The organism is Shewanella sp. SM55 (assembly GCF_025654025.1).
In the GTDB taxonomy this organism is placed as follows: Bacteria; Pseudomonadota; Gammaproteobacteria; order Enterobacterales; family Shewanellaceae; genus Shewanella; species Shewanella oncorhynchi.
The window spans coordinates 80480-97686 of the sequence record NZ_JAKKRS010000017.1; the positions used below are offsets into that span (position 1 = coordinate 80480).

General features: G+C 46.2%; 18 protein-coding genes. 8 read left to right on the forward strand and 10 right to left on the reverse strand.

Annotation, left to right across the window (positions count from 1 at the left end):
- The first annotated feature begins 55 nt into the window (after positions 1-55).
- The 3 genes from L5L91_RS18820 (at position 56) to L5L91_RS18830 (ending at position 2381) form a co-directional block, all read left to right on the forward strand.
- The gene (locus tag L5L91_RS18820) at positions 56-1072 is read left to right on the forward strand and encodes a FecCD family ABC transporter permease (protein WP_219235177.1); all 1017 of its coding nucleotides are present in this window, start codon (positions 56-58) and stop codon (positions 1070-1072) included.
- A 10-nt stretch (positions 1073-1082) separates the two neighbouring features.
- The gene (locus tag L5L91_RS18825; RefSeq protein WP_263164224.1) at positions 1083-1922 is read left to right on the forward strand and encodes a heme ABC transporter ATP-binding protein; all 840 of its coding nucleotides are present in this window, start codon (positions 1083-1085) and stop codon (positions 1920-1922) included.
- Between the two features lie 114 nt (positions 1923-2036).
- Positions 2037-2381: a DUF2956 domain-containing protein gene (locus tag L5L91_RS18830; RefSeq protein WP_263164226.1), complete on the forward strand. Its 345-nt coding sequence runs from the start codon at positions 2037-2039 to the stop codon at positions 2379-2381.
- 46 nt (positions 2382-2427) lie between these two features.
- On the opposite strand, the gene L5L91_RS18835 is transcribed toward L5L91_RS18830, so the two are convergent.
- Both L5L91_RS18835 and L5L91_RS18840 read right to left on the reverse strand, forming a co-directional pair.
- Positions 2428-2817, reverse strand: a complete 390-nt coding sequence (locus L5L91_RS18835; protein ID WP_251071146.1) for a hypothetical protein — start codon at positions 2815-2817, stop codon at positions 2428-2430.
- A gap of 743 nt (positions 2818-3560) precedes the next feature.
- On the reverse strand, positions 3561-5099 hold the full coding sequence (locus L5L91_RS18840) for a leucyl aminopeptidase family protein (RefSeq protein WP_263164228.1): 1539 nt from the start codon (positions 5097-5099) through the stop codon (positions 3561-3563).
- Between L5L91_RS18840 and L5L91_RS18845 the strand changes: the two genes are divergently transcribed.
- The 4 genes from L5L91_RS18845 to L5L91_RS18860 all read left to right on the forward strand — a co-directional run bounded on the left by L5L91_RS18845 (position 5091) and on the right by L5L91_RS18860 (position 9320).
- A complete protein-coding gene (locus tag L5L91_RS18845) occupies positions 5091-5267 on the forward strand; it encodes a hypothetical protein (RefSeq protein WP_158682986.1) in 177 nt (58 codons plus the stop codon). The two genes, L5L91_RS18840 and L5L91_RS18845, sit on opposite strands and share 9 nt — an antisense overlap.
- Positions 5268-5318: 51 nt before the next feature.
- Complete coding sequence (locus L5L91_RS18850; RefSeq protein WP_263237425.1) at positions 5319-6779, forward strand: aminoacyl-histidine dipeptidase; 1461 nt, start codon at positions 5319-5321, stop codon at positions 6777-6779.
- 244 nt (positions 6780-7023) lie between these two features.
- Complete coding sequence (locus L5L91_RS18855; RefSeq protein ID WP_028761558.1) at positions 7024-7578, forward strand: cache domain-containing protein; 555 nt, start codon at positions 7024-7026, stop codon at positions 7576-7578.
- 95 nt (positions 7579-7673) lie between these two features.
- Positions 7674-9320: a methyl-accepting chemotaxis protein gene (locus L5L91_RS18860; protein ID WP_263237426.1), complete on the forward strand. Its 1647-nt coding sequence runs from the start codon at positions 7674-7676 to the stop codon at positions 9318-9320.
- Positions 9321-9473: 153 nt separating this feature from the next.
- Here the strand turns inward: L5L91_RS18860 and L5L91_RS18865 are convergent, their stop codons facing one another.
- Positions 9474-10406, reverse strand: coding sequence for a DMT family transporter (locus L5L91_RS18865; RefSeq protein WP_212600395.1), 933 nt, complete (start codon positions 10404-10406; stop codon positions 9474-9476).
- Positions 10407-10498: 92 nt separating this feature from the next.
- On the opposite strand from L5L91_RS18865, the gene L5L91_RS18870 reads away from it, so the two are divergent.
- Positions 10499-11398, forward strand: coding sequence for a LysR family transcriptional regulator (locus L5L91_RS18870; RefSeq protein WP_263164234.1), 900 nt, complete (start codon positions 10499-10501; stop codon positions 11396-11398).
- Positions 11399-11426: 28 nt separating this feature from the next.
- Here the strand turns inward: L5L91_RS18870 and dinB are convergent, their stop codons facing one another.
- The 7 genes from dinB to nqrE all read right to left on the reverse strand — a co-directional run bounded on the left by dinB (position 11427) and on the right by nqrE (position 17205).
- The gene (gene dinB / locus L5L91_RS18875) at positions 11427-12503 is read right to left on the reverse strand and encodes a DNA polymerase IV (RefSeq protein WP_263164235.1); all 1077 of its coding nucleotides are present in this window, start codon (positions 12501-12503) and stop codon (positions 11427-11429) included.
- Positions 12504-12705: 202 nt separating this feature from the next.
- Entirely contained in the window at positions 12706-13173 is a 468-nt protein-coding gene (bfr, locus tag L5L91_RS18880; protein ID WP_011918791.1) for a bacterioferritin, read from the reverse strand.
- A gap of 9 nt (positions 13174-13182) precedes the next feature.
- The gene (gene bfr / locus L5L91_RS18885; protein WP_006080475.1) at positions 13183-13656 is read right to left on the reverse strand and encodes a bacterioferritin; all 474 of its coding nucleotides are present in this window, start codon (positions 13654-13656) and stop codon (positions 13183-13185) included.
- A 252-nt stretch (positions 13657-13908) separates the two neighbouring features.
- Complete coding sequence (nqrM, locus tag L5L91_RS18890; protein ID WP_105250019.1) at positions 13909-14133, reverse strand: (Na+)-NQR maturation NqrM; 225 nt, start codon at positions 14131-14133, stop codon at positions 13909-13911.
- 15 nt (positions 14134-14148) lie between these two features.
- Positions 14149-15195, reverse strand: coding sequence for an FAD:protein FMN transferase (locus L5L91_RS18895; RefSeq protein WP_263237427.1), 1047 nt, complete (start codon positions 15193-15195; stop codon positions 14149-14151).
- Between the two features lie 98 nt (positions 15196-15293).
- Positions 15294-16550 carry an NADH:ubiquinone reductase (Na(+)-transporting) subunit F gene (gene nqrF, locus L5L91_RS18900; RefSeq protein WP_028761565.1) on the reverse strand — a complete coding sequence of 419 codons (1257 nt, stop codon included), beginning with the start codon at positions 16548-16550 and terminating at the stop codon, positions 15294-15296.
- A 46-nt stretch (positions 16551-16596) separates the two neighbouring features.
- Positions 16597-17205, reverse strand: a complete 609-nt coding sequence (gene nqrE, locus L5L91_RS18905) for an NADH:ubiquinone reductase (Na(+)-transporting) subunit E (RefSeq protein WP_006080469.1) — start codon at positions 17203-17205, stop codon at positions 16597-16599.
- Positions 17206-17207: the final 2 nt, after the last annotated feature.

Here is a 17207-nt window from a genome sequence, read left to right on the forward strand (position 1 = left end):
GATGAGCACAGTTAGCACTAATTAGCCCCAGATAAAAATAGAAAGGATATTTGAGATGTTCCTCAACCGCTGGCTCTGGCCGAGTCTAGTCACACTGTTAGCCCTCAGCGGCTTACTCTCGGTCAGCACTGGCCCCGTTAGCATCAGCTTTATCGACGCCCTAAATGCAGTGTTCAATTGGGCTACCCAGCAAAATATCGGCAATATTGCGCCCCACGAGCAACTGGTAATCAACAATGTGCGCTTACCACGGACATTACTGGCGTTAGCAGTAGGCGCTACGCTCGCACAGTGCGGCGCGGTAATGCAGGGGCTTTTTCGCAATCCCTTAGCGGATCCCGGTATTATCGGAGTGTCATCCGGCGCTGCACTTGGCGCAGCCATCTGTATCGTGCTGCTACCCAACGCGAATCCGTTGATGATCCCCATCAGTGCGTTTGCATCGGGATTAGTGACCACCCTTATCGTCTACCGACTCGCCAGCAGCCCAACAGGTACATCGGTCGTATTATTACTTTTGTCGGGTGTTGCCATAGCTGCGCTGGCAGGCGCAGGAATAGGTGTTCTCACATATCTTGCCAACGACATGGCGCTACGTGACTTAACCCTATGGCAAATGGGATCGATTGCAGGTGCGCAGTGGCTATATGTCAGCCTTTGTCTTGTGACCTTAGCGCTACTGAGTTGGCGATTTCACCAAGATGCGGCGGCACTCAATGCCTTGCTGCTTGGCGAATCCGAAGCACGCCACTTAGGGATAGATGTCGATAGGCTCAAACTTAGGCTTATTTTGCTTTGCGCCTTAGGGGTTGGCGTAAGTGTAGCTGCAACAGGAATTATCGGCTTTATCGGCCTCGTCGTGCCGCATTTAGTGCGCATGATGTTAGGGCCAGATCATCGCCAACTGCTGCCCATCAGCGCACTTTTAGGTGCAGCCCTATTGGCATTGGCCGATATCGGCGCGCGCGCTTTTTTACCGCCTGCCGAGTTACCCGTTGGACTCGTCACCGCGCTCATCGGTGCGCCTTTCTTCATCTTTTTACTACTGCAACAGCGCAGTAAGCTAATCTAAGCGAGTTTTTATGGCTGCAACATCCTTTGCAAATCAACCATCACAATCGACAACTTATTCAGCTAAGGCGCAATTTGATCGCACCGAGCTCAGCATTTGTCAGCTCGATGTCAGCATCGGTCCAAAAACCGTGCTCAGTGATATTAATGTACAGTTTCAATCGGGTGCGGTAACCGCCCTACTCGGCCCAAATGGTGCGGGTAAATCCACCCTGCTTAAAGCCCTTTGCCAAGAAATCAGCACACCAAGGCAAAGTATACGACTAGGCCATAGCCAGCTGGCGGATTGGCCTAGGAGCGAGCTGGCAAAATCCTTAGCTGTACTGCCGCAACACGCCAGCCTCACCTTTCCTTTCACTGTGTCAGAAGTCGTAGCAATGGGCTTATATCCCTTAACCATCAGTAAGATAGAAGGTGATGCGTTAGTTACCGAGCAACTGGCGCAAGTGGGCTTAACCCATCTGGCTAAGCGCAGCTATCCAACCCTCTCTGGCGGCGAGAAACAGCGAGTCCAACTCGCCAGAGTCTTAACTCAACTCAGGCAATCGCCGTTTCCGCCCGTACTATTACTGGATGAACCAACATCGGCGTTAGATCTTGCCCAGCAGCACAGAGTACTTGAATTAGCCCAAAACTTAGCTCACCAACAAGGCTACACTGTAATAGTGGTACTGCATGACTTAAACCAAGCCGCGCGCTATAGCGATCAATTAATTGTGTTAAAACAAGGGCGAATCGTCAGTGAAGGCACGCCATCCGATGCTTTGTCGGTTGATACCATTAGGGAAGTATGGGACTACGAGCCTGTATATATCCCCGCCCCACAGGGTGGACATCCACTGATTTTTTAATGGAAAGAAGATATTCATCTTACGTTTTTGAGGTCTAATGTGGGTATAATCGCTGCGTTTACACTTTAGCTATCACCTTTTAGCCACAGCCGCATTAATTTAGGCAGAGCCCAGATGAAACCCACTATCTCGACAGAAACTCAACAAGAAGCACTGGTCGCAGCCAAAGCCACCAAAAAGCCGGGCCAAACCAAAGAGCAAACTAAACTCATTGCCCAAGGGATAGAAAAAGGCATAGCTGAATATAAAAAGCTGCAAAAAGCCAAAGCTCGCGAACGGGATAAAGCACGTAAACAACAGTTGAGAGCAAAATCTCGCACAGTTAATGACACTGATGAACTAGAGGATTCAGACGCATTATTCGAATCTCAACGTCAGTTCACCACCGCGACTTGGATTGCCATAACGCTTTTACTATTAAGTTGGGTAGGGTTTGCCGCATATATCTTTGCAGATTAAAGGCTATGATTTATATATAAAAATTAAAAAATCCATATATCACTTGTTAGGCAATATCCTCTAATACCTTACACACATCATTAATTGAAAAAATATTACCGTTAAGGCTTGCTCGGTCTTTTGATATATTCAGAACGAGCCTAAATACATTGTTCGCATCAGGATAACGGGCAAGCTTTAAAATGATGTCATCACCACTTTCTTCTGCAGACCGAAAATCCCAGCCCTTCCCTGATAAATCAAAAAGCACTTCCGCCGTTTCAGTATTGATTAACACTGGCGCATAAACCCAATGCGACATTCGCATCTCACTGGGGTTGATATCCAGTGTTAACTTACCATTTTGAAAAAACAACTTAGTGTCCATAAACAGTCCCTGAGTAACAAGTATCACAAGCGATAGGCCGATAGCTTGTATATTGAACCCCATATCCATTTATTGTCCATACCACATCACTTCTAACACGAACCGTTTACGCTCATTACATCAGGCAAAACCGTTAAATACTTAAGCGAAAAAAAGACAAAAAAAAGCCTGCTCAATGAGCAGGCAAAGACATATTTCAAGCGTCCCTTTCGGGGAAGTACATTACCGCGCTAGCGGGAAAAACCTGGCATATCCATGCAAAAACATCAATATGCTACTTGAGTCTAAACACGCCAAAAAAGGCGATACAAAGGTTGATGGATGATGGAAACTAAAACTTTAAGGAGGGTTAGGCCTTAAAGCTCATGGCGAATAAACCGCCACGCAAAACATCAGTGTTAAACCAAGTGTTTTGCCAATAAATATGGTTGTTGCCTGTATAAGACATAGTCAATACTCCTAAATTAGTTGTGATTAAGTACTCTAGTGAAGCTTGGCTCGGTTCCTTGGAACTAGAGATTCTCATATCCGTTGAGACGACTTGTCACTCAGGTCCTTGGAGAAAAATATCCATCCTGGATAGACTAGAGAGGAAAGGCGTAGTGCCTAATCCACGAAAGTAATTATATGTATTTGTAGTTTTATTACAACCTTTATTTGTATTTTTTTTGATTAAGGCTTTTTAATGTAATTAAATTACACAATTATAGTGAGGTTAATGGCGATCTGTTTCACAGAAAAACAGAAATAACCCTGTAAATATCTAATAAATAAGATATTACAGAATTATTTCTATTTGTTACCACAAATCGTTAGCGATTGATCAGATATTGATACAAGCCCACCAGCGGACTCGCTGTGGGTTTGCCGTAGAGCGGATCACCTTCTGTTGCACTTCCTGCAATATCTAAGTGTGTGTAAGCCAAGGGAATAGGGGCATTAACCCCATGATCAAATAGTCCAGAGGCTTTCAGTAAAAACGCCGCGGGATATTGATGTCCACGGGCGGTAATCGATGATGGTGCATTATTGGAAGATAATATTTCAGCAGCGCCTGACACATCGCGGATCTTAGCGAAGTCTTCAGGGCGTAATGTAGACACTTCAAAGGGTTCACCCCATTGAGTCGCCTGCTGTTGTAAAGTGACAGCGCATTGCTGTGAACTCGCCACTGAGTTTTCAACCGCCGCAGGATAACTGCCATAACAACGTACGACATGACCTGTGAGTGTTGCTACCGAAAACATCTCAGGCTTCACCGCCGACACGGCTTTGATACGTAAATGGCTCAGTAAATCCGCCAGCACTAAGCGCCCTTCAGCATCCGTATTACCAATTCGTACCCGCACACCCGCATGGCTCGTAATAATTTCATCGGTCACGAAGGCTTCGCTGCCTATGCTGTTACGCACTAAACCTAACTCGGCAATGACTCGAATACCTTTAGGCTTTAGCATTGACAGAGTTTTAAATAAACCCGCCACGGCAGAAGCGCCGCCTTTATCACGACTCATACCCGCCATAGCGCCGCCGACTTTCAGATCGGCGCCGCCGGTATCGTAAATCACGCCCTTACCCGCAAACAGGAAAGTGCGAGTCACTTGACCCTCAGGCAGATACTCTAGCTTCACCACGCGAGGCTGATGACGACCGACGGCAAAAGAAGAACGCGCCACAGCACTGAGCAGCGGATAATCACGCTCTAAAATATCTCTGTCTTCTACCACTGCGGTTTTGATCACGCTGCCCGCAAACGATTGTAAACAATAGTCCGCAAAGGCTTTAGCCGACATGCGCTCAGGTTCAGTACCACACAAATCCCGCGCTAATAGGCGGCCAGCTTCTAAGGCATTGAGCAAATTGCTGTTATGGGTTGATGAAGATAATAACCCTATGGCCTCAAATGCAGGTGTTAAGCCCGTCGCTTCACGCAGCTCTAAGGTTTGCCACAGTTCTTGACCGCAGGCTAATGCTGCAACTTCAGAGGCAAAACTAAAACGTGAGTCCTTCGATGGCACTACATATAACAATGGACGTTTTGCGCCTGCGTCTTTTGCAATGGCAATCGCCGCCCTTGCAGCATTGGCATAGACTCGCACGTCCACATACTCGTCATTCACTTGGGTGACAGGGGCAATGATCAAACGCCCTCCCGCAAGCCCTGGGGCAAACAGTAATGTCGGGCTCTTACCCACGCGCTTATCCACGTGGGCACCGTGCTGAGCCAATAAACCTATCTCATCAAAACCGATAGAATCCAGATCGGGCGTCACCACCACAACCGCATCCCAGCCTTCACCATCAAAAATAGCATTTTCTGCTTTTACATCAACGAAGTTAACTTGAAACATGACCCATCCTTTTTCATTATTGTGCCTGCATTATTCCCGCTCTATCGCTTAATTACCAATCTAAAAGTGGTACCGACACTCCCAGAAAAAATCGAACTGGAAACTTTGGCTGCCAGCTCACCAAAAGCCTGTGACGCTGAGATTATTTGGCTGCACAGAATGTGGTAGAATGGCCGCAAATTTGCCCTATACCCACAAGACCTTATGAGGGACACTCAAGTGACAGCCTTAAGTCAGTTATATCCGCAGCCATTATGGCAATGGTTCGAACAAATTTGTGCGATTCCCCATCCATCTAAGCATGAGCAAGCCTTAAGCCAGCACATTCAAGCGTGGGCTAAAAGCAAACAACTTGCCGTCGTTGAGGATGCCGTTGGCAACTTGATCATCCGTAAACCTGCGACGCCGGGTATGGAAGATCGTAAAATCGTGGTTATTCAAGCCCATATCGATATGGTGCCACAAAAAAATGCCGATAAAGTGCATGATTTTACTAAAGATCCTATCGAAGCTTATGTCGATGGCGATTGGGTTAAAGCCAAGGGTACAACCTTAGGTTCAGATAACGGTATTGGCATGGCATCGGCTTTAGCCATTTTAGGCTCTGATGATATCAAGCACGGCCCATTAGAAGTGCTGCTGACGATAGATGAAGAAGCGGGCATGACAGGCGCCTTCGGTTTACAGGCTGGCATGTTAGACGCAGACATTCTGATCAATACTGACTCAGAGCAAGAAGGTGAAATCTACATGGGCTGCGCCGGCGGTGTCGATGCTCAAATCACCCTGCCTATGGTGTGGCAAGCGTCTGAGCAAAGTTACTCAGCCTTTAGCCTGCACTTATCAGGCTTAAAAGGGGGTCACTCTGGGGTGAACATTCACTTAGGTCGCGGCAACGCCAACAAGTTATTGGCGCGTTTCCTCTTTGAAAACGCAGATGATTTAACGTTGGAGTTGACCCAATTTAGCGGCGGTTCACTGCGTAATGCGATTCCACGGGAAGCCAACATCAGCTTTATGTTGCCAGAAGAAAACGTCAGCGCCTTAAACGAAAAAGTCGCTGAGTTTGAAGCGCTTATCCGCACCGAACTCGCCATTGCCGATCCCGATATGCGTTTAGTGTTAAACACTATCCCAACGCCAAAACGTGTGATGAGCGAAAACAGCCAAAATACCCTGATCGATTTGCTGCATGTGTGCCCGAACGGCGTGATCCGCATGAGTGATGAAGTCGAAGGTGTGACTGAAACCTCGCTCAACGTTGGCGTTATCAGCACTAACGATGAAGAAGTCACTATCCTGTGCCTTATCCGCTCGCTGATCGATTCTGGCCGTACTCAAGTCGAAGGCATGTTAACTGCGCTGACCAACTTAGCCGGAGCCGATATCGATTTAAGCGGTGCTTACCCAGGCTGGAAGCCAGATAACAACTCACCTGTAATGGCAATAGTGCGCGAAACCTATCAAGACATTTACCACAAAGAGCCAGTGATCATGGTGATCCATGCAGGTCTCGAGTGTGGCCTATTCAAGAAACCCTATCCAGACATGGACATGGTCTCGATTGGTCCCACCATTCGATATCCACACGGTCCAGACGAAATGGTAAACATCACCACAGTCGGCCAATATTGGACCTTATTATTAGCCGTACTCGAGCGTATTCCAGTCAAGGCTTAATATTCTAACCTTACCCTAGCTCACTCAATTCAAGGCCATATCTGCTCAAGTCAGATGTGGCCTTATTTTTTACCGCGGATTCTATTTGTGTAGAAATGCCATCGATAAAATTTTTATGAAAGAACTGAATAACTTGAATTTTCTACTATAGTTGTTCTGTCTGACCCTAACGTATTTTTGCTTATCGCGCTTTTAGAGATAACCGCTTTCCCCTTCAATACTGTGACCTTAAGGAATAGAGATCATGAAATTTGGTAAAATCTTGTCAGCCGCTGCACTACTGCTCAGCAGTAACCTCAGTTTCGCCGAAGAAGTCCCCAAAGCCGTTATAGACCTAGCCGATTCACTGATGCCATTAGGCAGAGAAGTGGTACTGGTGAATGCTGTTAAAGCGCAAAATGCCCAAGGCAAAAGCTTAGATTCAATCAAAACATTAGATGAAAAATGGATTGCCACCGCAGGTATTGATGACTTTATGTCATCCCTGATGAACAACGAAGCGGCCAAGTTTCTCACGACCTTCGAAGCCAGCAAACCTTACTACCAAGAAATTTTCCTCATGGACAATCAAGGCGCGAACGTCGCCATGATCAGTAAAACTTCAGATTATTGGCAGGGTGATGAGGATAAATGGCAAAAATCATTCGCCAATGGCAAAGGCGATAAACACATAGGTCCGGTCAAATTTGACGAGAGCTCCCAAGCCTATCTAGTACAAATTTCTATTCCAGTGATGGATGGCGATGCTGCAATTGGTGCTATCACGATTGGGATCAACCTAGATCAATTTGGACTCTAATTACCAGAGAACGCCAGTGATGGGCTGCATCCTCTTACCACAGAGGTTATTGCGGCTCTCACCTTTTCAGTGCATCAATCAAGGAGGGCGTGACTATGGAATGGTATAAAGATCTATCCGTTAATCAGAAACTGACTTATCCGAGTCTGCTACTCGCTGGCGTAGTCATCTTCGCCTCTTCAACTGGTATTTTAGGACTCAAAGCCTTAAATCACAGCGCGAATACACTCGCGCTTGAATACTTACCTAGCCAATCTGAACTCCTACAGGCCGATAAAGAGCTTTATCAAGCTCAAGTGGCCGAGCGCAGCCTGATGTTTGTTAACGTGGGCACAGACTCTTACAACGACCTTTTAAAGCAGCACACTAATAGTATCTCTCTGGTTAAAGAACATATTGATAAGTTTGCCGATGTGACCACAAGTCCCCTCGCTAAAGATAAGCTCAATGAATTAAATCACAGTTTCGATAATTGGCGAGCGACAACCACAGAAATCAGTAATCAACGCACCCAAAATGGCCGTAACGGTAGAACGACGGCGATTGATCTTAGTTTCGGTCAAGCAGCAACGCAATTCGAGCAACTACACCAGAACATTAATCATTTAATCAATGATTTAAATAGTAATACTACCGCAGCGATAGCCCAAGTAGATGATGATGCCAATCATGGACAACAGATGCAGTTAATTGCCTTAGCCATCAGTCTCTTGATCTGCATACTCTTTATCGTTGCACTGCCTAAACTCATCAGCAAACCGCTGGCGGTTTTACTCGCAAAAATCCACGACATTACCGATGGTGATGGCGATTTGACCGAACGAGTCCACTTAACCTCTAAAGACGAGCTTGGTGATCTCGCCAAGGCATTCAATCATTTTCTCGATAACTTACACGGTATTATCTCGCAATTTAAACAGTCTACATCAGAGCTCAACACCGCTGCCGAAGGTCTAGCCAAAACCAGCGCATCAGCAAAACATAACTTGATGGATCAACAAGCTGCCACCCACAGAATCGCCGATGCCAGCGATCATATTGCCGCATCCGTGCAAGAAGTATCAGTCAGTGCCAGTCATGCCGCCGATGCCGCTAAACAAGCCGACGTATTTACCGCCGACGGTCAGGCAAGAGTGAAAAAAACCATCAATGTGATTCGTGAACTTGCGGGAGATGTAGGCACGGCAGAAATGCAGATCAATAAACTCGAACAGGAAGGCCAACATATTGGCCGCGTGCTTGAGGTGATTCAAGCCATTGCCGAACAGACGAATCTATTAGCCCTTAATGCTGCAATTGAAGCGGCGCGCGCGGGCGAACAAGGACGCGGCTTTGCAGTGGTTGCCGATGAAGTGCGCTCCCTTGCCTCTAAGACTCACCAATCAACCGAAGAAATTAAATTGATGATCGCCAATGTGCAAAATGGCACTCAAAGCGCTGTGGCAGCGATTAATATCGGTAATGAAAAGGCTATCTCAAGCGTAGAAGCCGCCAGTAATGCCGGTGAAGCCTTAGCGCATATTGCAGAAATGGTGAGCCAAATTAGTGAGATGAACAATCAAATCGCCCTCGCAGCCAAAGCGCAAACCACTATGGTCAATGAGAGCCATCAAAATATTCAACACATTGCCGAACAGTCGGAGGAGAGTCTACGAACCACTGATGAAATCTACGCAGCAAGCGTACAACTCTCGTCAATGGCGAGTAATCTCACTGCGCTGGTCAGCCGCTTTAAACTGTAATTTGTTGAGAGTGAAAGCTTTTATATAAGTTACCTTTTGTAAATCAGTGATGTTTGAAAGGTCCCCTCAAACGAATAAGGGAGCATAAACCTGTCGCAGTGATTATCTGAATTCAGGTGCTCCCTTATATTTAAACAGCAAAGCTAGCACCGATTAGCAGCGCTTAACCACTAAGCCTCTTGCCGCGCGTAGGTTGACTAACATAGGTAACATCAACGCAAGGATCACTATCAGCATCCCTACCAACTGAATTTCCGTCACCGCCTGCCCCATGGCTAACGCCGTTAATGCTGCAAAAACGGGCACGAGATTAAAAAAAATCGATGCCTTAGCGGGGCCAAGCGCCTTAACACCGTTAATCCAAAACAGATAACCGAGCACAGTGGCGAACAAACCTATGTAGAGCACGCTAGAAAAAGCCGTTGCCGACAGTTCCATCAACTCCAGCCAAGGGTGAAATTCACCTCGGCCAAGCCCAACCACGGACATAGACACACTGGCAGCTATCATACTCAGCAAGGTAAAGGGCAACACAGGCAACCAATGGCCGACCCGTTGCGAACAAATGGTATAACCACTCCACGCCAACATGCCGGCGGCAATCATCACATCACCTTGGTTAAAACTAAAGTTGAGCAACTGCTGCACACTACCGTTGGTGATCACTAGCAGTACGCCCGCCAATCCCCCCACTAAGCTAAACACTTGTTGTCTGCTGAGCCATTCACGCTGTAATAGCGCATTGACGATTGAAGTCACCAGCGGGCTGAGCGCCATAATCAAGGCACCATTGGCAGCAGAGGTATGCTGCAGGCCATTAAATAACGCCAGATTTAAGCCGCCTACACCAATCACACCCACTAACGCTATGACAATATATTGCACCAAACTCAATTTGGGCCAAGCCTGACGAGTAAAAACGATATATAACGCTAGAGTCACAGCCGCAATGGTAAAACGCCAGAAGACGAGGGACTCTCCTGACATCTCCTCCAGCACTCGCTTAGCAATCGGAAACACACTGCCCCAGCTAAAAACGCAAATCAGTAGACAAACGAATGTCATGTAAGGTGTATGGGATTTCATATCGGCCTCTAGGGAGGTAATTGGGATTGAGCTTAGTTTATAAGTTTCATATATTATTAAAACCAACAAGATTGAGAGCTTAAATTCCAAATATGAAACTTAATTATTCCTTAGACGATATGCGCTTATTTTGGGTGGTGGCACAGCAAGGGAGTTTTAAGCTCGCGGCGCAGCACTTAGGCATTCCACCTTCAACCTTAAGCCGTCGAATCAATCTGTTAGAACAATCCTTAGGTCTGCGTTTACTGCACAGAGACGCCCATAGAGTCAACCTTACCGCCACAGGTCAGCGGTATCTCGAACGCTGCGGCCCGCTATTTATCGAGTTAAACCAGGTATCTGGTGAGTTGCATGCGGATAAACATCAAGCGGTTGGCAAATTGCGGATCTCGGCGCCCATCAATACAACCTATCGCTGGCTGGGTGAATCACTCAACGCCTTCCAACGGCATTATCCCAATATTGATATCGATTTAAGTCTGTCGAACATGAATATCGATGTCAGTGAAAACGCCATCGATATCGCCTTTCGAGTGGGCGAACCTAAAGATCCCGATTGGATTGCAAGGCCACTTACCACAATTAGCTTTGTACTTTGCGCCAGCACATCGGCAACGCAGTGGCATGCGCTGCAATCCATTGAAGCGCTGGATCAGCATCCGGTTATCATCGCCAAGCCCACAAAAACGTGGCGTTTACAGCACAATAGCACAGGGCAAAATGTCGAGTTTGAACCAAGGGGGAATATCAAACTAGCCGTCGATGATATGGCGATTGCCTGTCAGGCCGTGGTGGCGGGGCTTGGGATTGGACTCATACCCATCAGCATGGCGAGTGAACAGATACGAAGTGGCAAACTCATTCAAATACTGCCCGAGTGGCAAGGTATTCCGCGCACCGCCTACTTGATGTATCGCGATCGGGACAACCTGCCCTTACGGGTCAGACTGTTAATTGATTTTATGCTGGCAAATCCACCCGAGGCTTATTGAGCCAATATAGGCTATTGTGCTCCACCCACTAGAGAGCTAAATCCAGCTGAGTCTGGCCGTTTAAGCTTGTGGCGACGACAAGAGTAGAATCGGCGAGGCCGACCGAAATACCCAATAGACGAATGCCACGGCCTTCTTGCCTTTCCATAGCCTGTGCGAGTAGCTCATAGAACATTACAATCGAGACTTCATCGCTGCGGTGCTCAATTGTAGTCTGCTTGAAATCGTTAAACTTAAGTTTGACCACCTGTTTATGTATTTTGCGTTCCTTAGCACTGCGACTTAAACGCAACGACAGTTCTTGGATCAAACTCGGCATCACCTGCTGGCACTGCTCTAAGCTATAAATATCCTTTGCTAACGTGGTTTCAACACCCACTGATTTGCGCTCTCTGTCGGCAGAAATACCCCGTTCATCTATGCCTTGGGAACGCTCAATCAACACGCCACCAAACTTACCGAATCGCGCTAAGAGCTCAGGTTTAGAATAAGCTTGCACATCACCACAGGTATTGAGCCCGAGCGAAGAGAGCTTTTCTGCGGTGACTTTACCAACACCGGGAATTTTACGCAGCGATAAGGTCTTAACAAACTCAGAAAGCGTCTCTGGCGTAATGATATATTGGCCGTTTGGCTTGTTCAGATCCGAGGCGATCTTAGCTAAAAATTTTACTGGCGCGATACCCGCCGATGCGGTTAAACCCGTTTCGGCTAAGATATCGCGACGAATCGCTTGGGCAATCAAGGTCGCAGAGCCCTTATGTTGTTGGCACTCACTCACATCCAAATAAGCTTCATCTAAGGAAAGCGGCTCAATTAATTGGGTATAGCGAGAAAATATTTCACGAATTTGTAGCGACACTTCTTTGTAAACCTGCATCCGACCCGGAACTAAAATCAGCTCAGGGCACAACTTAAAGGCATAAGCCGTTGCCATTGCTGAACGTACACCGAATTTACGTGCCTCGTAACTGCAAGTACTGATAACACCGCGACGGTCGCTACTGCCCCCCACAGCTAAAGGTTTGCCACGGTACTCAGGAAAGTCGCGCATTTCCACTGCAGCAAAATAGCAGTCCATATCGATATGAATAATTTTTCGCACGTTGAATTCCTCCAACGCCAAAATACTGTATATAAAAACAGTAATCAAGTATTCCTGATAGATTTGGGCCAATAAGATGTGGCCTAGCGCTAGAAAAGAGAACAAGACAAGTGTGAGGAACAACAGACATGCTTAATAACTGAGTTTCCTAGGCCATTACACTCAGTGGCCTAGGTATTTACTCAACCTAACAATCTAAGGCTCACATCTTAGTTTGCAGGTAGTTTTGCAATCCAACACGGTCAATAAGCCCAAGTTGTTTTTCGAGCCAATACATATGGTCAGACTCTGTATCGTCGAGTAATACTTCGAGGATTTCACGTGTCTGGTAATCTTGCTTCTGCTCACACAGTGCAATCACTTTGCGCAAATCGTCCGCGACCTTGTATTCATAGGCAAGATCATTACGTAGCATCTCTTCTACATCTTTACCTATGTTCAATGCCTCACGGGCGGCAACATTGGGTGTACCTTCGAGGAATAAAATGCGCTGCACTAATTTGGCTGCATGGGCTTTCTCATCATCTGACTCATGGGCGATACGCTCATAGAGTTCATTCAGGCCCCAATCTTCGTACATATGGGCATGGACAAAATACTGATCCATTGCCGAGAGTTCTCCCGTTAGGAGTCGATTTAACGCATCAATAACGTCTTTATCGCCTTTCATATCTTGCTCCTATTGGTCGCTAATTTGCGATTGTAGATAATTTTGAATACCGGTTAGCGTAATGAGCTCTTGCTGCGACTCGAGCCAATCTAAGTGCTCTTCTTCGTCTTCGAGAATATCTTCCAGCAGATCGCGGCTCACATAGTCCTGTTCGGCTTCACACAAGCTGATCGCATCACGCAACAATGTAAGCTGCTCTTGCACCATGGCCAGATCGCAGTCGAGCATCTCTTGGCTATGTTCACCAATGCGAAGTTTTTCGAGTTGTTGCAGATTAGGCAGACCTTCCAAAAACAGCACTCGCTCGATGAGCTTATCGGCGTGCTTCATATCTTGGATGGATTTTTTGTATTCGACGTGGTTTAACTTCTCTAAGCCCCAATGTTTAAACATGCGGGCATGGAGGAAATATTGATTGATGGCGGTCAACTCACAGGTAAGCACCCGATTCAGTTGCCCAACCACTTTAGGATGACCTTTCATAAGTTACTATCCTTGGTAAGCGTGAAAAGATTGATCTAAATCAAGCTTCTAGCCTAGTACAATTTATCGACCAACTCAAATTATCTTTATATTTCACTCACTTAATGATGAAAAGCATTCTCATTCCTGCTTAGATTAACTTGCTATCCCACTCTAATCCCAAGGATAAATCTCAAATGATTAACCCGTGTAAGAAAATACGAGGCAAAAAATAGCCCCCTAAATGGGGGGCTATGATCGAATCAAGACTATTTAGATAATGCGGTCTTTCGTTAACTTCTCACGACGCGCTTCTTCAGCGGCCATACGACGTTTACGTTTGTCACAAGGGTCATCACAATCACACGCTTTTTCAATCCCTAGAACACCTAAACCGCCACAACTTCCTTCAACGGCTTTGCGCTTGATGAGATAACCAATCGACATGAGTAAAAAGAAGACTAACAAGATCACAAATGCCGCGATAAAAGAGGTCATGGTTTACTCCAAAAACTAAATAAGGAAAGGCTTGAAGGCGTCGCTGTAATAGACCTTAAATCCGTCGCCTTGCTTTTCGATTAGCATTATCGCCAAGTGTTCCTTCTTGGCAAGCTCCAATGATGCTTCTGTGCCCAAAACCATCATGGCCGTCGCAAAACCGTCGGCCGTCATACAATTTTGATGCAATACAGTCACGGATGCTAACTTATGATTTATCGGCAAACCAGTACGCGGATCGATTATATGCGTAAAACGTTGGCCATCTTCTTCATAATAATTACGATAGTCACCAGAGGTCGCCATCGCCATAGTACCAGGTGCAATAACCTGCTGTACGGCTTCAGAGCCATCATTGGTCGGTTGCTCTATAGCAACACGCCAAGAGCTTCCATCACCTTTGGCACCTTTGATACTCAGTTCGCCACCGATTTCAACTAAATACCCTGTCGCGTGGTATTTATCAAGAATGGAAGCGATCTTATCAACCCCAAATCCCTTCGCGATTGATGATAAGTCTACATATAAATGGGTGTTGTGCTTACTTAGACGGTTGCCTTCAATGGAAAGTTCACTAATCCCTGTTTTGGCTTTAGCCGCATCAATATCAGCCTGTGTCGGAACTTTCGTTGGACGCTTATCAGGTCCAAAACCCCACAGATTAACTAAAGGACCTAAGGTAATATCAAGTCCCTTATCAGTCACTTGATATAAACGTATTCCCTCTTGCACCACTTTTATGGTATCCGGTGAGACTTCAACGCTTTGCTCCAATGGCAATTGGTTGAAACGGGATAATTCTGAATTAGGCCGATACGTCGACATCTGGTCATTGACTAGCTCAAGGGCTAAATCAATCTCCGCTTGAAGTAACTGCGCCGTCGGCATCTGCTCATTCGGGACGACTTTAATGTGATAAGTCGTGCCCATAGTGCTGCCGGCCAACGAAATGACTTCGTTTTGCTTTGAACAGGCTGAAACAAAAAAGGCCAGTCCCACGAGGACTAGCCAGTTAAATGAATGCTTTAGTGCTGAGGTATTGATCTTTAAGGTCTGAAACATAGTGACCTACTACTCTTATTTGGGCCCTTAAATGCAAAAGTTGCAGATGAAAGGTTAACCTCAACATCTGCAACTTTTCTATCTAGGACTAATGAACATTAGCCGCCGAAGTCATCCAACAGGATGTTTTCGTCTTCGACACCAAGATTTTTCAACATACCAATGACGGCAGCGTTCATCATTGGAGGTCCACACATGTAGAACTCACAATCTTCTGGAGCATCATGGTTTTTCAGATAGTTTTCATACAATACGTTATGAATAAAACCTGTGTAACCATCCCAGTTGTCCTCTGGTTGAGGATCTGAAAGTGCCACATGCCATACGAAGTTATCATTCTCAGCCGCTAGGCCGTCGAAATCTTCTACGTAGAACATTTCACGCTTAGAACGTGCACCGTACCAGAAGCTCATCTTACGTTTAGACTGAAGACGCTTCAGTTGATCGAAGATATGTGAACGCATTGGCGCCATACCCGCACCACCGCCGATAAACACCATTTCTGCATCGGTATCTTTCGCGAAGAATTCACCGAATGGGCCAGAAATTGTCACTTTATCGCCAGCTTTTAAGCTCCAAATGTAAGATGACATCTTACCGCAAGGCAGAGTCAAGTTACGTGGTGGAGGCGTAGCAATACGCACGTTCAGCATAATAATGCCGAACTCTTCTGGGTAGTTAGCCATTGAGTATGCACGGATAGTTTCTTCATCAACCTTAGATTCAAGATTGAAGAAACCGAAGTGTTCCCAGTCGCCACGGTATTGTGCAGGTACATCAAAATCTGCATATTTAATATGATGAGCAGGTGCTTCGATTTGAATATAACCGCCAGCACGGAATGGTACAGACTCGCCATCAGGAATTTGCAGCTTCAGTTCTTTAATGAAAGTGGCTTTGTTATCGTTAGAGATAACTTCACATTCCCATTTCTTGATACCGAAGATTTCTTCGTCAAGCTCGATTTCCATATCGTTCTTAACGTTAACCTGACAAGAAAGACGACAACCTTTACGGGCATCACCTTTGCTGATGTGGTCAAGTTCCGTTGGCAGAATATCGCCGCCGCCAGACTTAATCACCACGCGACATTGGCCACATGAGCCACCGCCACCACACGCACTCGATACGAAGATACCGCTGTTAGCCAAAACGCCTAACAACTTACCGCCCGCACCGGTTGTAATCGCTTTTTCAGGATCGTCATTAATGCCGATCGTGATGTCACCACTAGCCACTAACTTAGACTTAGCGAATAAAATCACTAATACCAAGATGAGGACGATAGCAGTAAACATACTCACACCGAGGTAAACCTCGAGCGGAGTAGATTTAAAAATACCAAGAATATCCATTAACTTATCCTTAGAAGGTCCAATTCAAGAAGCCGTTATGTGTCTCTTACAGAGACACACCTGAAAACGACATGAAACCTAAGGCCATCAAACCAGCGGTGATAAAGGTAATCCCTAAACCACGTAGGCCGTTAGGCACGTCGGCATACTTCAGCTTCTCACGGATACCGGCCATCAATACGATAGCTAATGCCCAACCCACTCCTGAGCCGAAACCAAACACCACACTCTCGCCTAGCTTGTAGTCACGCTCAACCATGAATGATACCGCACCGAAAATCGCGCAGTTCACTGTGATCAAAGGTAAGAAAATACCTAATGCGTTGTACAAAGGTGGAAAGTACTTGTCCAGTGCCATTTCCAGAATTTGAACCAAAGCCGCAATCACACCGATAAAGGTAATGAATTTCAAGAAGCTTAAGTCAGCTTCAGGTGCGCCAGCCCAAGCAAGTGCACCAGGAGCTAGCAGCCCTTGATAGATAACTTGGTTTGCTGGGACAGAGATAGTTAACACTACAACTACCGCAATCCCTAGGCCCATGGCGGTAGTGACTTTCTTAGACACAGCCAAGAAAGTACACATACCTAGGAAGAAGGCCAGTGCCATGTTTTCAATGAAAACAGAGCGAATTAACAGGCTAATATAATGTTCCATCG